This window comes from Sphingobium cupriresistens LL01, from assembly GCF_001046645.1.
GTDB classification, from domain to species: Bacteria; Pseudomonadota; Alphaproteobacteria; order Sphingomonadales; family Sphingomonadaceae; genus Sphingobium; species Sphingobium cupriresistens.
In genome coordinates this window covers 1-18,956 of record NZ_KQ130439.1, presented here as the reverse complement: position 1 = coordinate 18,956, position 18,956 = coordinate 1, and the positions used below count along the sequence as shown (strand labels likewise).

Sequence of the window (18,956 nt, the reverse complement as noted above, 5' to 3'; positions counted from 1 at the left end):
CATGGTTGAGAATGTCGAAGCTGCCGGCACAGGCAAGGAAGGCGAGGCACGCCGCAGGCGTCCGATGGAAGTGCCCGCCGAGCTGGACTCTCGGTTCCTCCGGGTTGGCGACAAGCTCTATCGAAGCGCGCACGACAAACAGCCGGTCGCGACCATCACGCCTGATCGCATCAAGGCGAAAGACCCAAACTCCCTTCCCGATCTGATCCGGCTCGCGAAGGAAAACGGGTGGACTGCGATCAAGGTCAGCGGCGATGCCGAGTTCCAGCGGGCTGCCTATCTCGCCGCCTCGGCGCAGGGCATAAAGGTTGACGGCTACAAACCTGACGAGAAGACGAAGGCCGCGGCCGAGCGTGAGGCGTTGCGGCAAGGCGGCGTGCCCGACAATCAAGCGCGATCGACGCGGACCGCCAACCAGGCCCGCGACACGAGAGAACAGGCCGAACCGCGTGCCGATCTGGCCGAACGATTCCGCCGGCAGTCAGATGTCCAGAACGCGAAAGACCCCGAGTTGCGCAAGGCGCAAAGCCATGTCGCACTTGCAATGGCGGTCGCGGCCGAACGCTTCCCCAGCGATTACGATAAACGGCGCGAGTTCGTGGCGGAGCGCAAGGAGGAAGTGGCAGCTCGGATCGGCCGTGGCGAGACGATTGCCGGCATTGAGGTCAAAGCGCGCCAGGAACAGCGGGTGCGTGAGATGGCGCAGGATCAGATCCTTCAGAAATCCCGGAGCCGATGAAGCGCACCATCGAGCCTGACCATTTTCGCATCGCATTCCCTCGGCGCGGAGCTACCATCGCGGTATGGGGCTGACCTTCAATTCACTGCTGGACGACTAGGGGTGACTGCACGAAAGTGACTTATCTGCACGCTAAGAGCGAACGGACCGGGAACGCTGGGACTTTGTGTTCTTCTCCGTGGCTTCGAGGGCTTTGTAGAGGGCGGTTTTGCCGATCTTGAGGCGCGCGGCGGCCTCGCGAACTGTGAGGCCGGAAGCGATATGTTCGCGCGCCTTGCGGAGCTTGTCAGGTGTGACCACTGGCCGCCGCCCACCGGGGCGACCTCGCTCGCGAGCGGCCTTGAGGCCTGCATGGGTGCGCTCCCGGATCAGATCGCGCTCAAACTGGGCAAGCGAGCCGAAGATGTTGAACACCAGCATCCCGCCCGAAGTGGTGGTGTCGATGTTCTCGGTGAGCGAGCGGAACCCGATACCTCGCGTCGCTAGCTCGCCGACCTTCTCAATCAGATGGCTCATCGAGCGCCCAAGACGGTCGAGTTTCCAAACCACCAGCGTGTCGCCGCTGCGCAGATAGGCGAGCGCCTCGGCCAGGCCGGGCCGATCGGCTTTTGCACCAGATGCGTGATCGTCGAATATCCGGTCGCACCCGGCCGCGTTCAGCGCGTCGAGCTGGAGTGAGAGCTTCTGGTCTGCCGTCGAGACGCGCGCATAGCCGATCAACGCCACATGCAGCCCAATCCTGTCCGTTTTCCCATCATTATCTGATCTTGTCCGAATCGCCGTTATAGGTCCAGAGTTAACGGACATATTCCTGCTGGCCGCCAGAGGACCGTCTGACGGACAAGGACGCGGAAGGAGATAGTGCTTGGCGAGACGGCGACTGGTGAGCGCGGAAATCTGGGCAGGGCATTATGGCGCGCCGCTCGATGAGCGCGAGATTGCGCGGCACTATACGCTGACCGGTGACGACCTGGAAATTGTCGGCCGCCGTCGCGGCGATGCCACCCGGCTCGGCTACGCGATGCTCCTACTCTATATGAGATGGCCTGGCCGTGCGCTGGAAGCGGGTGAAGTCCCGCCCGCTCCTGTGCTCGCCTATGTGGCGCAGCAACTCGGCGTCGCGCCCGAAGCCTTCGCGGACTATGCCCATCGGGACCAGACCCGTCGCGAACATCTCGTTGAAATCCGACGATCGCACGGGTTCAGGATTTTCGACCGCAAGGCTTTCCACGAAGTTGTCGCATTCTCGATCCCGATCGCACAGACCATCGTCCACCCCGGCCAGATGGCGGGGGTCATCGTTGACGAACTTCGGCGCCGGCAGATCCTCCTGCCTTCTTCATCGGTTCTCGAAGCGGTACTCCGGCGTGCTCGCCAGCAGGCCGAACAGCTTACCTATGAAGTGCTCACGAACGGCCTGCGGCCCGATACGCTGCAGGGGCTGGACGATCTGCTGGCCCGACGAACAGGGCAAGCCGCGACATGGCTATCCTGGCTGCGCAATGCACCACAGTCGCCGGCAGCGCGCAACATCCTACGCCTGATCGAACGGCTCACTCATATCCGCGCGCTGGATCTCGATCGCGCCCGTGCCGACATGATCCCGGCTTTGACTTTTGACAGGCTGGCGGACGAAGGCAGCCGGATCACACCCCAGCACCTTGGCGAACTCAATGCCCTGCGCCGCCATGCGACGCTGGCGGCGCAGGGCATCCGTCTTGAGGAAAGCCTGACCGATGCCACCCTGACGATGTTCGACAAGCTGTTGGGCAGCATGTCGCGTCGCGCCGAGAACCGGACCCGTGACAAAGCCCTCAAGACGGTGCGCGAGTTGCAAGGCCATCTCCGGACGCTCACAGGGTCTTGCCGCATTCTCATCGAAGCGCGCACCAACGGTGTGGACTCTCTGGCGCAGATCGAGGCGCTGGATTGGCAGCGCTTCGCCGTGGCGGTCGCGCGGGCCGAAGTACTCGGGCGACCGGAAACCGTCGATCGCACCGCTGAATTGATCGAGCGGCATCGCACGGTGAAGCTCTTTGCCGGTGCCTTTCTCAACACCTTCGAATTTCGCGGCGCCGGTGCGGTGCAGGGACTCCTGTCGGCGCTTACCATCATCGCGGAGCTATACCGGACCGGCAAACGGCGCTTGCCTGATCGCGTGCCGCTGCGCTTTGTGCCCTCCGCATGGCGGCCGTTCGTCCTGCGGGACGGCATCGTCGATCGCGCCGCCTATGAACTATGCGCCTTGTCCCAGCTACGGGAGCGGTTGCGAGCGGGAGACATATGGGTCTCGGGAAGCCGCCAGTTCCGCGATTTCGATAGCTACCTCATCCCGCCGGCCACCTTCGACGCGCTTCGCGAGAAGGGGCCGTTGCCGCTCGCCATCGAAACGGACTTCGATCGTCATATCGAGGAAAGGCGCGCCAGGCTCGACACGGCGATCGAACAGGTGACGGTCCTCGCCCGACAGGGCGAGCTGCCCCAGGTCAGGCTTGACGAAAGCGGCCTTATCATCTCGCCGCTGAAAGCGGCAACGCCACCCGCCACCGAGATTGCCCGTCGCGCTGCCTATGACCGACTGCCGCGCGTGAAGATCACCGATCTCCTGCTTGAGGTCGATGCCTGGACCGGGTTCAGCGAATGCTTCATCCATCGGCGTTCGGGCCGGGAGGCCGACGACCGCAATGCGCTGCTCACCGTCATCCTTGCCGATGGCATCAATCTCGGCCTCACACGCATGGCGGAAACCTGCCGAGGCGCAAGCCTGCGCCAGCTCGCCCATCTCCACGACTGGCACATCAGCGAGGCCGCCTATGGTGAAGCGCTGGGAAGGCTGATCGACGCCCATCGCGCCATGCCGCTCGCCGCGCTGTGGGGAGACGGCACCACCTCGTCGAGCGACGGACAGCAATTCCATGCCGGGGGCCGTGGCGCCGCAATCGGCGACATCAACGCGCGCAGCGGCAACGAACCGGGCGTTGCCTTCTACACCCATGTCTCGGATCGATATGACCCCTTCGCGACCCGGGTAATCGCGGCGACCGCCGGCGAAGCTCCCTATGTGCTGGATGGCTTGCTGTATCAGCAGACCGGCCTGACAATCGAGGAGCACTACACCGATACAGGCGGTGCATCGGACCATGTGTTCGGCCTTATGCCCTTCTTCGGCTACCGCTTCGCGCCGCGCCTGCGCGACATCAAGCAGCGTCGTTTGCACCTCCTTCCCGGCCAGGAAGCCGGCCCCTTGCTTGCCGGCATGACGGCCGAACCGATCGCATTGGGTCATGTCGCGGCGCATTGGGATGAACTGCTGCGGTTCGCCACATCGATACGCACCGGCACCGCCACCGCTTCGGCGATGCTTCGCCGCCTGTCCGCCTATCCGCGACAGAACGGACTGGCCCTCGCGATGCGCGAGCTGGGCCGCCTCGAACGCTCGATCTTCATGCTCGACTGGCTGCGCGACATTGATCTGCGCCGGCGTACCCAGGCGGGCCTCAACAAGGGCGAGGCCCGCAACGCGCTCGCACGCGCGCTCTTCTTCAACCAGCTCGGCGAATTGCGTGATCGGCGGTTCGAGAACCAGACCTATCGCGCCTCCGGCCTCAACCTGCTCGTCGCCGCCATCATCCTGTGGAACACCCGCTATCTCGAAGTGGCGCTGGCTGATATCGGCACGCCCGACGAAATCGCACGTCACGTCGCGCCATTGGGCTGGGAACATATCTCGCTCACCGGCGACTATAGCTGGAATGTTGAAGATCGGCCCGATCCGGATGTCCTGCGGCCACTGCGCGCCATCAGTTCGTTGCTCGCCGCGTAACGTTCACCATACGTTCGCGCTTAGCGTGCGGATGCGTCACTTTCGTGTAGTCACCCCGACTACGGCATCGATCCGCGTGACGTGCGCCTGCTGCGTCACCAAACAATCAAATATGCAGGTCGGACGCCATACACTTTGTGGCGAGACGACCATGACGGGTTCCTGCTCTATCAGTCCATCCAAAGCGTTCAGAATGGACCGAAGCTGACAGGGAGATATTGGGCCAGCTTCGTCGTCACCCCAGCAGCCTCGACGCTGTTCGTAGGACTCTACGAGATCGAGAAGATAGGACCGTGCGATCCCACCATCATTGATCCCCTGCGGGGCGTGCCGGTGACACAGGGAGGCGCCCGCGAACTCGATCTATACCGACAGGCCGTAGTGGGCGTCTCTATGGAGGACGCGGGTCGCGTCTATATCGATTGGGGGCCGGGAACGCGGGCCTGGGTTCAAAGGGCACAAGAGAAGCCGAAGCCCATTTTGGAAGTCACCCGCATCTTTCAGGAAGAGGCTTTCCCGGGCTACACGGCCTTCATCGCGAACCTCTCGGCGATCGAGGCGCTGCCGTCGAACTGGCTCGCCGCGCTCAGGGCCGCGCGCGGGATCTACCTTCTGACCTGCCCCCGCACCAAAGAGCAATATGTAGGCTCTGACGTGCTCCCCAAAGCTCTACCAGTCATAACTGGAGTCCGGGGTTGGTATGGTGCCCCTCGGGGCGGTGTTGCACAACCCGCCTGGCAGCATCGGCGGGCGTCAGCCCGCCAACACCACTATGCGGCCGCACATGGTTGTAGTCGTCGCGCCAGAGCCGCAGCACCGAGCGGGCATGGCCGAGCGACACGAACAGCGTCTCGTTGAGGCACTCGTCACGCAGGCGGCCGTTGAAGCTCTCGACATAGCCGTTCTGCTGCGGCTTGCCCGGCGCGATGTAGTGCCACTCGACAGGTCGCTCCTGCGTCCATCTCAGGATCGCCAGGCTGGTCAGCTCGGTGCCGTTGTCGCTCACGATCATCAGCGGCGGTACGCCTCTGACGGCGATGATGGCGTCGAGCTCACGAGCGACACGCGCGCCTGACAGCGAGGTGTCGGCCACCAGCGCGAGGCACTCGCGCGTAAAGTCGTCGACTACCGCAAGGATGCGGATGCGCCGGCCGCTGATCAGCGTGTCGCTGACGAAGTCGAGGCTCCAGCGCTGGTTCGGTCCCTGCGGCAGCGTCATCGCTCGCGTGCCCATGGCTCGCTTGCGGCCACGCCTGCGCCTGACCCGAAGGTTCTCCTCGCGGTATAGCCGCAGCAGCTTCTTGTGGTTCATGACCAGACCCTCGCGAGCCAGCATGATGCCAAGCCGACGGTAGCCAAACCGACGGCGCTCAGCCGCGATCTCCCGTAACCGCGACCGCAGGTCGCCATCATCACTACGCCGGGGCGCGTAGCGCACCGACGTCCTGTCCACGCCGAAGATCGTACACGCCCGACGCTCGCTGATGCCGAACAGCTGCCGAGCATGCTCGACAGCCTTCCGCTGAGCGGCGGGCCTCACCAGTTTTTTGCCGCGACTTCCTTCAGCACGGCATTGTCGAGCATGGCGTCCGCCAGCAGCCGTTTGAGCCGGGCGTTCTCCTCCTCGAGCACCTTCAGCTTGCGCGCCTGCGACACGTCCATGCCGCCATACTTGGCCTTCCACGCGTACAGCGTCGCGCTGCTGATGCCGTGCTTGCGACACACATCGGCGGTCTTCATCCCGCCTTCCTGCTCGCGCAGCACCGCGATGATCTGCTCCTCGCTGAACCTGGTCTTCCTCACGTCCGTCTCCTCACGAAGGCGGACTCTAGCTCAAACTGGCAGAGTTTCAGGGGAGCACGTCAGCTCCGCCTATGGTGAGGATGGCTTTCTCGGCCGCTGGACAGGCTACGCGCGCGATGGCCACGGTGGCAACATCGGGCTGAAAAGTCGCGAGCTCTCGGACTACCAAGTATCCATTCTGGAGGTCTGCGGGTCGGGCTTAACGGTTGACGAGATCATCCGCGTGGAGGCCCTTTGGAAAGCAAAGCTTCAGAGCAGGGAAATGGGCCTCAATAAGAACTAGCGGGTTCGCTCAGTGCGTCTGGTGATCCAAGCCGATCCCACGCCTCGCGATATTCTTCAAGCGCGTAGGACTTGGGCTGGAGCCAGTATGAGGCAGTGCCGGCCTGGTTGACGCCACGATGGGCTGCGGCCTTCACTTCATCCAACGTCAGCACGAAGCATGTAGGCGAGGCAGTGTTTGCATTGATGGTGACGACCCACCAGTGCGAGCAAAGTCGGTCGAGCGATCCGCCAAGGGGCACCGGCGCCCGCTTCGACAGCGCTTTCGACTGGATCGGCAGTACGCGCGCCTCGTCATCGCTTGCGGCGTAGAGATCGGCTCCACGCGCATTTCTGACCGTCGGCATCACATGCCAACCCCGCCGGGATAGCTCGCGCGCGACATGGTAGAGGCCGACATTTCCTGTGAGTTGATGGCGCATTGTCAGCGACGTCTTGCCGGAGGTGGAGGTGTGCCACGTGGCACACCCGGTTCAAGCGAAGGATCGGTCCGCGCTGGCTGTCGCGCCGCTATGACCCGCGCTTCGGCATCCCGTAGCATCCGATCGGGGACCGTCTCGATGTTGGCCCGCTCTTGGAGGAATGTTCGGACATCGCCGGCGAGCTTGCGATCCTCGTGATCGGCGCTGCGGTCGAGCCGATCGGCCGCAGCCTCATAGCGGCGCCTCGTGTCCTGCCAGCGCGCGCGGGTCTTCGACACGAATGCGGGCTGCTCGGCATTGCCAAGTGCGATCTGCATCGCCTCACGGGCCTGACGAAGATCTGTTTCGGTCGGCTGACGGGATGCGCCGCTGCGTATGCGGGAGCGAAGCTGTGTCAGCGCCATGCTGGTCCCCGCCCTCCCCTGGCCTCGGCTGTAACGAGGCGTTGCCTCGGCCTCGACGCCCCGGCTGCGCAGCGCCTCGGCAAACGCCTCGCGAAATCGAAACAGATCCTCGCGGCGTGGGTCGAACCGCTTGCGGTTCAATCCCTCGGCCTGGACGGTCAAATGCACGTGAGGTCGCGGCGTGTCCGTATGGAGCGCCATGAGATAATCGTGATTATCGCCGATCATGCGCTCGGCGGTTTCGCGCACGGCCTGCTTCACAGTTTCAGGGTCCGTGCCTGCCGGCATCGAAAACACCATCGCGACGGCTGAAACGGACGTCCCTTGCCGCCAGTAGAGGGAATCGGACCACTCATCCGCGATCCGCTGCGCATCCTCCTTCGTCGCGAGCTGTTCCCCGTCGCGCGTCTCAAGAGGAATGTCGCCATGACGGCCGATATAATCGAGATGCGCGGCAAGGTGCTTCGCGCCCTTCTTCCGCCCCGTAACCTTGACCAGCACCTCCGGGGCTCGGCGCACGACGCGCGCAAGCGTCGCCCGAACATCAGTGCGGCCAAGTGACGTTAGCGCCCCTCTTGTAGCGAAAGGCCCGGTCTGATTGACCAGATGCTTGGCGTATTTGATGTTCGGATCGCTGACGAGGCGTGGCTTGAAGCTGGGCTTCATTGCCTCCCACAGCTCGTCCTCGCGATCCCCGAACGACATTAGTCAGCCACCTCCCAAAAGGCGGTTTCGCCGCGCAGCGCAGCCGCCAGCGCCTCGATCTGCTCGTTGATCTCTTCGCGCATGTCGGCGATCCTGCGCAGCTCACGATCGATTTGCAGGCCGCTATCGGCCATCATCGCAGCGTTCCCGGCCTTCATGGCCTGATTTAGATTTCGCCCGATCCGCGTGAGCTGCATCCGGATCGGCGCCACCGCGTCGCGCAGCCCGTCGTCGACACCTGCCTTGAGCGCAAGATGGCGACGGACAAGCGCCTTGATCCACCCTGCCCGATCGACACCGCGTTGCGCCGCCCGATGATCGAGGACTGCGGTTTCGACGTCGGTGAAACGAAGGTTGACCCGATTGCTGGGGCTGTCCGCCCTGGGTGCGATCCGGGGCGCGTCAGCGACATGCTTCAATGACTGCTGGAGGACGGTGCGGAGGAGAGCGCTCCGCCCTCCCCTCCCCTCGGCGACTGCATCGAACGCCGCCAGCAACTCGCGATCGACGCGCGCCGTCAGCATCGCTGTGTCCTTTGTGGGGGATGCAGGCTGCGGCGCAATCGACATAGCCCGAAGGCTAATGTAATACACAAGACGCCGCAACACCTATCCTGCCATCAAACATCCCCCACTAAAATCTGCCTTCACGTGTGCCACGTGGCACAGCAATCCATCTTGCAAGTGAGAAATCGCGGAAAGAAGGATTGAGCCCGGAAGCGAGGGGCGGCAACTGCCGGCGCTCTCCGTTCACTCGGCGAGATTAGCGCCAGCTAACGATCCGGGGCTCTGCTTCACCGTCGAAATGTAGCAGCGCCTCGACCACCATTGCGCGCTTGCCTTCAAGCTCGATCGTAGGGCGCTCGATGCGCGGCTTGCCACCCTTCGGTTTCGACGTTGCTCGGGGGGGTGGCGTTTGAGACGGCGCGGAAAGAACAGGAACCGGTGTCTCATCCAGCGCGCGTTCGGCTTCGTCGTCCCTGATCTCGTCCGTCGTCGGTGCCAGAGAAGTTGCATCCGGCTCGCTATCAGTCGACGGTTCCGGCGTGGAGGCAGGGGTAGGGGGCGCGACACCCTCCACTGGAGCCGCCTCGGGCTTTGATGTGGACTTCTTCCCGCCAATCTCGCGCGCGAACCGCTCACACGCCAGCACGGTCATGTCCTCAGCGGCGGTATTCGCAACAAACGCACGTGTCGCCGCATCATCGGCCTTCGCAGCCTGGGTCAAAGCGACAGCACTTCGCATCGAGATGTCCGCAAATAGCGCCGCGACATAATCGGGAGCCTTTGCCAGCCCCTGATAGCGGGTCAGCAACGTGCGGTTGCGGCCTGTCGCGCGTGCCAGCTCGGCGAGCGAACGTCCCTTCGCTACCTGGCCGGTGACGAAACGGATCATGTCGGCGGTCGACAAGTCCTCGCGCTGATCGTTCTCGATGAATTGATCGATGCGCACCTGTTCGATGTCGTCGGCCTTGCTGACGATCGCGCGGACCTGCATTCCCAGCTTCCGGCACGCACGCCAGCGCCGCTCGCCGAACATGATCCGATAGCGCCCATCTTCATCCTTGGGCGCGACGGTGATCGGTTGAAGCTGGCCCCGCTCCTTGATCGTCTCGGCCATCTCATCGATCGTCGCTTCGTCGATCGCACTCCGCACGTTCTCGGGATCGGGGTAGAGCAGCTCGGGATCGAGAAGCTGGACGCGATCGGCGTCAGCAACAGCCGCTTTCTCGCTGAAAACATCAAAGCCGGAGAAATCTGTCATTTGTGGCTCCCGATCCGGGTCATGGCTTCCTCAAGGAAGGCGCGCATGGGCGGCAAAGAGGTCCGAACGTCTTTGTCGAACCGCCAGACCGGGACATGCTCCTGCATCGCCTGGCTGTAGTGCGCACGCTCGGGAAGAAAGTTCGTGAACAGATTGCGCCCGATCTTCTCCTTGATCGCAGCAAGCATCTTCATTTGATGGGTGTCGTTTGCACGCACTCGGTTCGGAACTAGCCCCACGACGTGGATTGGCGTCTTCCGGCGCTGGTTCACCGTCGCAATCGAGTCCGAAACCTGCTTCGTCGCTGCCGGCCCGAACGGTCCTAGCTCGACGGGAACAATCAAGTGATTGCATACCAGCAGCGCCGCATAGTTGATCCACGACCAAGAGGGCGGCGTATCGATGACGCAAAAGTCGAAATGAGAATCGAGCGCGGGAAAATTGGCATTAATGTTAGTCAGCGCGCGAGGATAGTCGGCATCGTATTCGCCGCCCATGCGGTTCGAATAGATAGAGAGGCGGGGAAGGCTGGTCGGCGGAACATAGTTCGGCTCGAACAGCGGCTTACACGTGCCAAGGCTCTCGAAGTCGGCGAGGGCATCGGTTGCATTGCACTGCCGGTCAAGGTCGAGGAACAGCACACGATGCCCGGCATCAGCCAGCACCCACGCCAAGTGACAAGCGATCATCGTCTTGCCGGCGCCGCCCTTCTCCACATTAATGGCAATGGTCTTCACGCCCTACCAACCCCGATCCGAATTGTTGTTCCAATGGTCATAGCCGCGATAGTTGGAATCGGTTCGCGTGTTGCGACGCGCCTCCTCATCAGGCGTGTCGCCGCTCCAAATGCGCGGATTACGGCCGCCACCGCCCCGAAGGACGGCCCAACCAATCAGGACGAATAGTCCGATCGTCAGCAGATTATCCCACATGGCAGTGCCTCCGTCGCCTTGATGAAAGGCGCATCCTGTAATAAGTGGTATCTGAAATCACGTCAATAGGTGGTATCAACAATATGCGTACTTCGGGATGACCACTAGCAAATCAGGAACGGCAGGTCGCCCGCGGATTAACGCGGAAAAGACGATGGCGCGATTTCCGGAAGGGACGCTCGGCCGGATCAAGGCCGTGCTGCGGGATGGTGAGAACCAGTCCGACTTCATGCGCGAAGCGGTCGAGCTGGAACTTCGCCGGCGAGAAGGGCCGCCAGTAGGCGGCCCCGACCGCTCTTAGTCGCGATCCTCCGATCCCTTGGCGAGTACCGCAAAGCCGTCGGCGATCAGCTCCACCGTGTAGCGCCGGCCCTCAGCCGTGTCGTAGGAGTTTTGGCGCACGCGGCCCGTGATATGCACCAGGTCGCCCTTCTGGGCTTTGCCGCCGCGCTCGATCAGCTTGCCGAACAGCGTCACCTCGTTCCAATGGGTGTCCGTCACCCACTCGCCATTCTCCTGGCGGTTGTAGTTGGCGGCGACGTTCACCTTCGTCACCTTGTCGTGCTCAGAGATCTTGCCCACCCGGCCGATGATCCGAAACTCCGCGATATTCTGCATGGTCCTGTCCTTTCCATCGATCAGGCTCATTCCTGATGGGAATTGAAGGGGAGTGCAGACGCCGCGATCCAGCTAAAAAACGGAGGGTCCGCGTGGCGGAAACCGTAGGCGCAGCCGGTTTTTTGCTTGATCGTGCAAGGCGGCCAGCGCCCATTTTCCCATCAATACAGGAATAGCCAATCGAAGGACGGCAATCACAATCGCGCGGCATCGATTTCGCGCCCAACAGGAATGCCGACGCGACAAGAGGAAGGTCGTTCAAGCCGCAACCACCGAGCCGAATTGAGATGGCAGGCAGCTTTGGAAATGAGATGACGGTGCCGATCACGCCTCTGCGGCCCTTTGGGCTGGACGCTACGGCCGCGTTCGTCGATGAAAATCGCTATCATCAAGCACGAACGTGGCCATTTGAGCGCGACGGAAACCGCTTGCTCCTCTCGGGAGCATCGCGACGCGTAGCGCCGCGTCCGACGGAGCGGCTAAGTGCCTCGGGGTGGGATTTTGTCCTGTGGGTTCGTCTAGGCCGTTCTGCGCCGTCAGGCGTTAGAGCGTTGGCCGACTAGGCCAACTCCATCTGCCCTTAGATTATATGAATCTAGGAGCGGTTGACCATTTTTTTGAGACTCTTGCTTCTCGAGCGCAATGGCAAGGCTGTCCAACACCCGGCGCAGACCGTCGTCCTCGATCTCCTCAGCCACCACCTGTCGCGGCGTCCGCCAAAGGCGCATCGTCTCGATTTCTTCGATGCGGTCGATCTCGCGTTGCACAACATCGTCGGGGAGCGGAACGGGACGCAGGAAGCGCGGAAGAAATCGAGCAAGCCGATTGGGAAAGCTCATGCGATAGACGTTCGACGTCTGCGCATTGCGGGCCTTGGGACGATCAGCGGGCGGATCGATCGGCACGCAGCGGCGCTGCTTCTCGATCAAGCCCATCGTGGCGAGGATCGAAAGGCCCCGCCCGACGCTCGCACGAGACAGGCCGCTTGCAGCCTCGATCCACTCCCAGGTCGGAAACACCTTGCCAGCGCACGTCCGGGCCAAGGTGGTAAGCTGCTCGAACACGCGCACGGCTGCCGGCGTTATCAGCGTCACAAGCCGCTCGTCTTCGGTGAGTTGTCGCCCCTCGGCGCGCGCCAGCCTGCGCACGGCATTCTTGCGCTTCAGCAGCTCGACGGCCTTCTTGTAGAGCCGGTCGGTCTCGCCTTTGGCATAGCTATAGAAGAAGTCGTCCTCGAACGTGCCCGCCTTGCGGCTGTTCGGGTGGACATGCGCCCGTGTCGGATTTGCAGACCCCGATCGCGATCGTGGGCGCGCCCGCTCGATGCGGTCGAGCGCCATGAAGCTCGCCTTCGCGAGTGAAACAGCTCCCATCTTCCGTCCCCTTCGTGGGGCCGGGACCAGGCAAAACTAGAGCGTGGCGCGAAGCGCGCTCCCTTGAACCAAGGCTCGGGAACGAGTATGAGGGGGGTGTCTTACGTCCCGATCGATGCTTGCAGGCATCGCTCATCACGTTCCAGGGTGCCCGGCCTTCGTGCCGGGCATTCGTTTATGTGGTCACGGCCGCTCCCTGATGGCCGATCGCAGAATGCTCCCGGCACTCCGATATTTTTGGCGAATTACGCGGAGGGGCGAAACAGTTGAAGTTCGTGCTTTCGACGACCGACTCCAACAAAAGTTCGTGCTTTCGCTGACCGTTGCCGATCGCGTTCGTGCTATTGGCGACCGCGCTTCGTGCTTTGGCCGACCCTACTTCGTGCTATCGCTGACCGAAGGGCGGCAACGCCGCTTAGTTGATTCGCGAAGTCGAACTGATGAAGAGGTCAGGCACTTGCCAAGAGGGGGCGGGGAGTAATCTTGACCCGTCCAGCTCCGGCGTTGCGTCGCGATCGCCCTTTTTCAGATGTCGCGGCATGTTCGAGCAAATCGAAGGTGAAGCCGGGAATGCTGTTTTCGTCGGCTATTCGTTTAAGCTCGTAGCGGAAATGCTTGAGCGAGCTTTGATAGCCGAGTTGTAAGCGCAGCTCGTCAAGATCGACATCGACAGCACCATGCACACAGGCAGAGCGCGCAACCTCGTAAAGCCGCCGCTCGATGGGACCGAGCTGGAAATAGCTGGGAGCATAGTCGAGCACACGCCGGTCTCGCAAAATGGCACGGTATAGCCAATCGCACAGCCGTACCTTGACGGCTTTCAGCCGCTTATCGCCAGTTTTGGTCTTGGTGTAATGAAGCTGGGCCTCGGACAGCCACGAGAAAAAGCCGGCCTGGCCCTCGCCACCAGCCTCGATGTTGGTCTTGATCTGCGTGCCCTGCAGCCGCTCCAATGCGTCCGACAGGCGAGCGTAGGATCGCGCCGATCCATTGACGCCAGTGACGCGGAATAGATCATGAGCCGTGAAGTAGAAGTCTTGCGACACGCCGACACCGGCTTCCAGTTTCGCCACCATCAGGCTGGCGATATAGAGCAGCACTTCCTTGTCATAGATCGTCGCGACGCCTTTGGAAGTGGCAACGATTTCGATTGAAACCGTATCGGTCTTATAGGCGAGCGGTTTTGTCCATTTCCCTTTGCTCAGTGCGAAGAACGGGAAAGCCATCAGCGAACGCTCGCCGCGCACCTCGGTCAGCAACGGACTGTCGAGCGCGAAAAGATCGCCCTGGATCGAACCGGCGTCATTCATGGTAGGGCGGCCCCCGTCCGAAGGCGATCGGTCGGTGAAAGCACGAAGATGGGGTGCGGAATCGTCCGCATCCCTCCAATCGCCTCGCCACAGGCCGCAAAGTTCGTGCTTTCGATGACCGTTTGCAGCGCGCGCCGTGTGCCTTCGTGCTTTTGGCGACCGAAGCTGCCGGCGTGTCTCTTAAACGATCGTTTTTGAAGCGACTTCATGTGAGACACCGATAGCAGCAATCGGCCGTGTCTCAAAACGCTTTCGCAAAATGCTCGTGGCATGATAGGGGTCGCGGATGAGTTTTGAGACTGATCGATGCTAATCGGCTATGCGCGCGTATCGACCGCGGAGCAGGATCTGACGCCCCAACTCGTAGCGCTGAAGGAAGCAGGCTGCGATCGCACTTTCTCGGACAAGGCATCTGGAGCCAAGGCGAACCGCACTGGCTTGGCCGAAGCGTTGTCGCACGCTCGCGAGGGGGACGTGCTGGTCGTATGGAAGCTCGATCGCCTTGGCAGGACGATGAAGGGGCTGGTCGATCTTGCGGCCGAGCTGGCAGATCGCGGCATCGGCCTTCGATCCATCACCGATGGCATCGACACGGCAGGGACGGCGGGGAAGCTCGTCTTTCACATCATGGCTGCGATGGCCGAGATGGAACGCGACCTCGTGCGCGAGCGAACGACGGCCGCGCTCATCGTCGCGCGTAGCGCAGGCCGGGTAGGTGGGCGCAAGAAGGTCATGACGCCCAAGCGGATCGAGGCCGCGCGAAAGCTCCTGGCATCGGGCATGTCCGCCCGCGAGATCGCACCAACGATCGGGGTGTCGGTGGCGACGTTGTACCGCCATCTGCCTGCCCCCGAACAAGAGGCGATCAACGCGGAAGAGATGGAACGGGATGGCGCGGCAGGCGCGTCGACCATCAAACCTACGGAGTAAGCGATGAAACTAGCCGCCCTAGTCGAAGCCCTTTCAGCGATCGCCAAGGATCATCCGGAAGCGGAGATCGTCATGAGCGACGGCGAGACCGCTTACAATCTTCGCGAGCGACCGATCGCCTGGTCGGACTTCCCTCATGATGGCAACGGTAGCGTCACGCTCTATTATGGAGGGCTGGCTGACGCCCTCGGCCCTCGGCCGATGTCTCGCTGAACTTCTTGGGGGCCGATGCGCCCCCCGTCAGGTCGGCGTCGCGTCGGGAGGGGGGCCTTGCGCGATCGACCATTCTCTACCGGTCCTGGCCTGAAGCCGCTCGACGATCTTTTGACCTCGCTCGGCGAATATCTCGTCGAGCGCATCGACGAGCTTCGTCCAGTCGTTCGACCCTCCGATATAGAACCCGAAGCGGAAGCCTAGATTGACGATGAAGCGCCCTTCATCCTCCTGGATCTTCATTTCATCGTTGACGGAATGGCTCTGTTGCAAAGATTGGCGGCAGTCAGAGGTAGGCTGTCGCTCTGCGCCGATCAGGCGGCTGCTGCGAAATGGTGGTTGAGCATGCCCATGGCCTCCGTCAGCGCCGAGGGCCCAATGCCAAAAGCTCTCTCCACAAGGCGCACCTCGCCCCTGATGCCGGGCTGCAGGCACCAGGGGCGAGCCTGTCCTTTGCGCAGGGCTCGCATGACTTCGAATCCCTTGATCGTGGCATAGGCCGTGGGGATCGATTTGAAACCGCGCACCGGCTTGATCAGTATCTTGAGCTTTCCGTGATCGGCCTCGATCACGTTATTGAGATACTTCACCTGCCGGTGGGCCGTCTCCCGGTCCAGCTTTCCTTCGCGCTTCAATTCGGTGATCGCTGCACCATAGCTCGGCGCTTTGTCGGTATTGAGCGTGGCAGGCTTTTCCCAGTGCTTCAGGCCTCGCAGGGCCTTGCCCAGGAACCGCTTCGCTGCCTTGGCGCTGCGGGTCGGCGACAGGTAGAAATCGATCGTGTCGCCCCGCTTGTCGACTGCCCGGTACAGGTAGGTCCACTTGCCCCGCACCTTGACGTAGGTTTCATCCAGGCGCCAGCTCGGATCAAAGCCACGCCGCCAGAACCAGCGCAGCCGCTTCTCCATCTCCGGGGCGTAGCACTGGACCCAGCGATAGATCGTCGTATGGTCGACCGAAATGCCGCGTTCCGCCAGCATTTCCTCAAGGTCGCGATAGCTGATCGGATAGCGACAATACCAGCGCACCGCCCACAGGATCACATCACCCTGGAAATGGCGCCACTTGAAATCCGTCATCGTTCCGTCCGTCCAATCTCCGCCAAGCATGCTCAAGCTTCACGATTTTTGCAACAGAGCCAACGCAACCATGAAGCGGGTGCCGCTCGCGATCTTGCCGTCGGCAAGCAGCTTCTCGAACGTCCGATAGGATTTGAGCGCCGCCGACGCATAGCCCAGAGGCGGGAAGACCGCATCACTCGCCGCGTCCGGCTTCCTGGAATAGAGATCGACCTGAACGGCTCCATAGCCCTCGACATGCTGGCGCTTCTCGAGCATCGGCGCCTGGTCCATGACGCTCTTCTGCCAGTTGATCCAGTTCGTCCGCTCCCCCGTCTCGCCGTCCGGGATCGCCCTGATGCGGTCGCCCAAAGTGCCCGAAACCGCGGAAAACACTTCCTGTTCGTCACGCAAGGGAACGCTGCCCACAAGGAGAATGGGGGTCCGGGCATCGCTCATTCAATCATCCTCATTTCTATATCGGTTCGGTCCGGGATCAGGCAAAGTTCAGCATTTCCAGCTGCTGCGCTGGTCGCAGGACCGCTCGCTTCCCGACTTCCGGGCGCACCCTAGAGCCGGGACCGGCAGCGCGGAACTTCGCCACAGTGGATTATGCTTATCCAGAATCCGCAATTTTGTAGGCGCGCCGGGCGAACGTGGCGCCCCTCCCAGCCAACCCCCTTTCGCGACCGACGTCGGCCTAGGCCGTCCTGACAGGAATGCCCGTCCGCCCCTGCACAAATTCCAGGTCGAGATCGTCGGCAAGCTCCTGGGCGATCAACTCGCCGGAATCTCGATCGAGGATGAACCGGCCGAAATCGGAAACGATGGCGTCGACAACCCCCGTCCCGGTCAGGGGCAGCGTGCAACGATCGACGATCTTGGGATTTCCAGCCTTGTCGGTATGGCTCATCACCACCACGACCCGCCTCACACCGGCGACGAGGTCCATGGCTCCGCCCATGCCCTTGATCATCTTGCCCGGGACGGTCCAGTTCGCCAGATCCCCGTTCCCGGCAACCTCCATCGCGCCAAGGATCGCGAGATCGATATGCCCACCCCGGATCATCGCGAAACTGTCGGCCGAGCTGAAGAAGCTCGATGTCGGCAGCGTGGTGACGGTTTGCTTGCCGGCATTGATCAGGTCGGGATCGACCTCGTCGTCATAAGGGAAGGGGCCGATGCCGAGCAGGCCATTTTCCGACTGGAGAACAACCTCGATGTCGTCGGGCACATAGTTCGCCACCAGCGTGGGGATGCCGATGCCAAGGTTCACATAAAAGCCGTCCTGCAGCTCGCCAGCGGCCTGGGCCGCCATCTGTTCGCGTGTCCAGACCATCAGGCGCTCGCCTCCTCACGCGGACGGGTGGTTCGAAACTCGATCTTCTTGTCATAGGCCGGGCCCTGGATGATCCTGTCCACATAGATACCGGGCGTGTGGACCTGATCGGGGTCCAGCGCTCCTGCGGGAACGATTTCCTCCACCTCAGCGATCGTGATCTTGCCCGCTGTCGCCATGTTCGGATTGAAGTTCCGCGCCGTCTTTCGATAGACGAGATTGCCTTCGGGATCGGCTTTCCAGGCCTTCACGATCGAGAGATCGGCGCGCAACCAGGTCTCCCTGACATAGAGCGCGCCTTCGAACTCCTCGACCGGCTTGCCCTCGGCCACCACCGTGCCGACGCCCGTCTTCGTGTAGAAGGCGGGGATGCCGGCCCCGCCGGCACGAATTCGCTCGGCAAGCGTGCCTTGCGGATTGAGTTCAAGGTCGAGCTTCCCGGCCAGGTAGAGCTCGGCGAACAGCTTGTTCTCCCCGATATAGGAAGAGACCATCTTCCGGATCTGCCCGTTGTTGAGCAGGGTCCACAGGCCAAAGCCATCCGCACCGCAATTGTTCGAGATGATCGTCAGTTCCCTGACCGCGCTATGGAGCAGGCCGGCGATCAGATGTTCCGGATTGCCCGAAAGCCCGAACCCGCCGGACATGATCGTCATCCCGTCGAAGAGGACGCCGGACAGAGCCGCACCAGCGTCTGGAAATATCTTGCGCTTCGCCATTAGATCCTCTAAATGTCCGATTACCGGACAAAAGAATCAATAATCTAATAGTGGCGAAAGGTCAATCCGATGGGCGCGACCGGCGATACCGCCGATCCCAATTTCATGCAGTCGCTGGCCCGCGGGCTGGAAGTGCTTCGCGCGTTCGAGGGGCAGCCGTCGCTCAGCATGGCCGAGGCGGCGCGCATCAGCGGTCTCAATCGCCCCAGCACGGGGCGATGCCTGTTGGCTCTGTTGCAAAAATCGTGAAGCTTGAGCATGCTTGGCGGAGATTGGACGGACGGAACGATGACGGATTTCAAGTGGCGCCATTTCCAGGGTGATGTGATCCTGTGGGCGGTGCGCTGGTATTGTCGCTATCCGATCAGCTATCGCGACCTTGAGGAAATGCTGGCGGAACGCGGCATTTCGGTCGACCATACGACGATCTATCGCTGGGTCCAGTGCTACGCCCCGGAGATGGAGAAGCGGCTGCGCTGGTTCTGGCGGCGTGGCTTTGATCCGAGCTGGCGCCTGGATGAA

At 62.1% G+C, this 18,956-nt stretch carries 22 protein-coding genes and 1 pseudogene; 7 read left to right on the top strand and 16 right to left on the bottom strand.

All coding sequences use genetic code 11. The features are described from left to right. The first annotated feature begins 1 nt into the window (after position 1). A complete protein-coding gene (locus V473_RS20915) occupies positions 2-739 on the top strand; it encodes an LPD7 domain-containing protein (RefSeq protein WP_019368225.1) in 738 nt (245 codons plus the stop codon). A gap of 132 nt (positions 740-871) precedes the next feature. On the opposite strand, the gene V473_RS20910 is transcribed toward V473_RS20915, so the two are convergent. Next, positions 872-1,465 carry a recombinase family protein gene (locus tag V473_RS20910; protein WP_013039114.1) on the bottom strand — a complete coding sequence of 198 codons (594 nt, stop codon included), beginning with the start codon at positions 1,463-1,465 and terminating at the stop codon, positions 872-874. A gap of 139 nt (positions 1,466-1,604) precedes the next feature. Here V473_RS20910 and V473_RS20905 point away from each other — a divergent pair, with 139 nt between their 5' ends. Continuing rightward, entirely contained in the window at positions 1,605-4,562 is a 2,958-nt protein-coding gene (locus V473_RS20905) for a Tn3 family transposase (protein WP_011627729.1), read from the top strand. Positions 4,563-5,238: 676 nt separating this feature from the next. Here V473_RS20905 and V473_RS20900 read toward each other — a convergent pair. The 7 genes from V473_RS20900 to V473_RS20865 form a co-directional block, all read right to left on the bottom strand. Further along, a protein-coding gene (locus V473_RS20900; protein WP_148648483.1) for an IS3 family transposase occupies positions 5,239-6,365 on the bottom strand; the annotation gives its coding sequence in 2 pieces (ribosomal slippage) (positions 5,239-6,113 and positions 6,113-6,365; 1,128 coding nt in all). Positions 6,366-6,634: 269 nt separating this feature from the next. Continuing rightward, positions 6,635-7,069: a hypothetical protein gene (locus tag V473_RS23195; RefSeq protein WP_082664400.1), complete on the bottom strand. Its 435-nt coding sequence runs from the start codon at positions 7,067-7,069 to the stop codon at positions 6,635-6,637. Positions 7,070-7,071: 2 nt separating this feature from the next. After that, positions 7,072-8,178, bottom strand: coding sequence for a relaxase/mobilization nuclease domain-containing protein (locus V473_RS20885; protein WP_019368227.1), 1,107 nt, complete (start codon positions 8,176-8,178; stop codon positions 7,072-7,074). Then, entirely contained in the window at positions 8,178-8,702 is a 525-nt protein-coding gene (locus tag V473_RS20880) for a hypothetical protein (protein WP_019368228.1), read from the bottom strand. The genes V473_RS20885 and V473_RS20880 overlap by 1 nt, the downstream gene beginning before the upstream one ends. A gap of 238 nt (positions 8,703-8,940) precedes the next feature. Then, positions 8,941-9,942, bottom strand: coding sequence for a ParB/RepB/Spo0J family partition protein (locus tag V473_RS20875; protein WP_066609238.1), 1,002 nt, complete (start codon positions 9,940-9,942; stop codon positions 8,941-8,943). After that, positions 9,939-10,679 carry a ParA family protein gene (locus V473_RS20870; RefSeq protein WP_019368230.1) on the bottom strand — a complete coding sequence of 247 codons (741 nt, stop codon included), beginning with the start codon at positions 10,677-10,679 and terminating at the stop codon, positions 9,939-9,941. Before V473_RS20870 ends, V473_RS20875 begins: the two co-directional genes overlap by 4 nt. Positions 10,680-10,682: 3 nt before the next feature. Further along, a complete protein-coding gene (locus tag V473_RS20865) occupies positions 10,683-10,874 on the bottom strand; it encodes a hypothetical protein (RefSeq protein WP_019368231.1) in 192 nt (63 codons plus the stop codon). Positions 10,875-11,028: 154 nt separating this feature from the next. On the opposite strand from V473_RS20865, the gene V473_RS24215 reads away from it, so the two are divergent. Further along, positions 11,029-11,175 carry a YlcI/YnfO family protein gene (locus V473_RS24215; protein ID WP_019368232.1) on the top strand — a complete coding sequence of 49 codons (147 nt, stop codon included), beginning with the start codon at positions 11,029-11,031 and terminating at the stop codon, positions 11,173-11,175. Here the strand turns inward: V473_RS24215 and V473_RS20860 are convergent. The 3 genes from V473_RS20860 to V473_RS20850 all read right to left on the bottom strand — a co-directional run bounded on the left by V473_RS20860 (position 11,172) and on the right by V473_RS20850 (position 14,175). Then, entirely contained in the window at positions 11,172-11,492 is a 321-nt protein-coding gene (locus tag V473_RS20860; RefSeq protein WP_026008897.1) for a single-stranded DNA-binding protein, read from the bottom strand. The genes V473_RS24215 and V473_RS20860 overlap by 4 nt on opposite strands. A gap of 536 nt (positions 11,493-12,028) precedes the next feature. Further along, the gene (locus tag V473_RS20855; RefSeq protein WP_236704404.1) at positions 12,029-12,832 is read right to left on the bottom strand and encodes an RNA replicase; all 804 of its coding nucleotides are present in this window, start codon (positions 12,830-12,832) and stop codon (positions 12,029-12,031) included. Positions 12,833-13,314: 482 nt separating this feature from the next. Then, a complete protein-coding gene (locus V473_RS20850) occupies positions 13,315-14,175 on the bottom strand; it encodes a replication initiator protein A (RefSeq protein ID WP_019368235.1) in 861 nt (286 codons plus the stop codon). Between the two features lie 306 nt (positions 14,176-14,481). Between V473_RS20850 and V473_RS20845 the strand changes: the two genes are divergently transcribed. Next, the gene (locus V473_RS20845) at positions 14,482-15,105 is read left to right on the top strand and encodes a recombinase family protein (RefSeq protein WP_066609237.1); all 624 of its coding nucleotides are present in this window, start codon (positions 14,482-14,484) and stop codon (positions 15,103-15,105) included. Positions 15,106-15,108: 3 nt separating this feature from the next. Next, positions 15,109-15,318, top strand: a complete 210-nt coding sequence (locus V473_RS20840; RefSeq protein ID WP_066609236.1) for a hypothetical protein — start codon at positions 15,109-15,111, stop codon at positions 15,316-15,318. 27 nt (positions 15,319-15,345) lie between these two features. Here V473_RS20840 and V473_RS20835 read toward each other — a convergent pair whose 3' ends face one another. The 5 genes from V473_RS20835 to V473_RS20815 all read right to left on the bottom strand — a co-directional run bounded on the left by V473_RS20835 (position 15,346) and on the right by V473_RS20815 (position 18,434). Next, positions 15,346-15,561, bottom strand: coding sequence for a hypothetical protein (locus V473_RS20835; RefSeq protein ID WP_066609235.1), 216 nt, complete (start codon positions 15,559-15,561; stop codon positions 15,346-15,348). 71 nt (positions 15,562-15,632) lie between these two features. Further along, complete coding sequence (locus V473_RS20830; RefSeq protein WP_001389365.1) at positions 15,633-16,397, bottom strand: IS6-like element IS6100 family transposase; 765 nt, start codon at positions 16,395-16,397, stop codon at positions 15,633-15,635. A 39-nt stretch (positions 16,398-16,436) separates the two neighbouring features. Then, positions 16,437-16,835 carry a hypothetical protein gene (locus tag V473_RS20825; protein ID WP_244884579.1) on the bottom strand — a complete coding sequence of 133 codons (399 nt, stop codon included), beginning with the start codon at positions 16,833-16,835 and terminating at the stop codon, positions 16,437-16,439. A 241-nt stretch (positions 16,836-17,076) separates the two neighbouring features. Continuing rightward, positions 17,077-17,715 (bottom strand): 3-oxoacid CoA-transferase subunit B, encoded by a 639-nt coding sequence (locus tag V473_RS20820; protein WP_066609234.1) that lies wholly within the window; start codon positions 17,713-17,715, stop codon positions 17,077-17,079. Then, positions 17,715-18,434, bottom strand: coding sequence for a CoA transferase subunit A (locus V473_RS20815; RefSeq protein WP_082679266.1), 720 nt, complete (start codon positions 18,432-18,434; stop codon positions 17,715-17,717). The genes V473_RS20820 and V473_RS20815 overlap by 1 nt, the downstream gene beginning before the upstream one ends. A gap of 69 nt (positions 18,435-18,503) precedes the next feature. On the opposite strand from V473_RS20815, the gene V473_RS20810 reads away from it, so the two are divergent. Further along, positions 18,504-18,683 carry a helix-turn-helix domain-containing protein gene (locus tag V473_RS20810; protein ID WP_066609233.1) on the top strand — a complete coding sequence of 60 codons (180 nt, stop codon included), beginning with the start codon at positions 18,504-18,506 and terminating at the stop codon, positions 18,681-18,683. 39 nt (positions 18,684-18,722) lie between these two features. Continuing rightward, positions 18,723-18,956, top strand: a pseudogene (locus V473_RS20805) (IS6 family transposase); the annotation flags it as partial.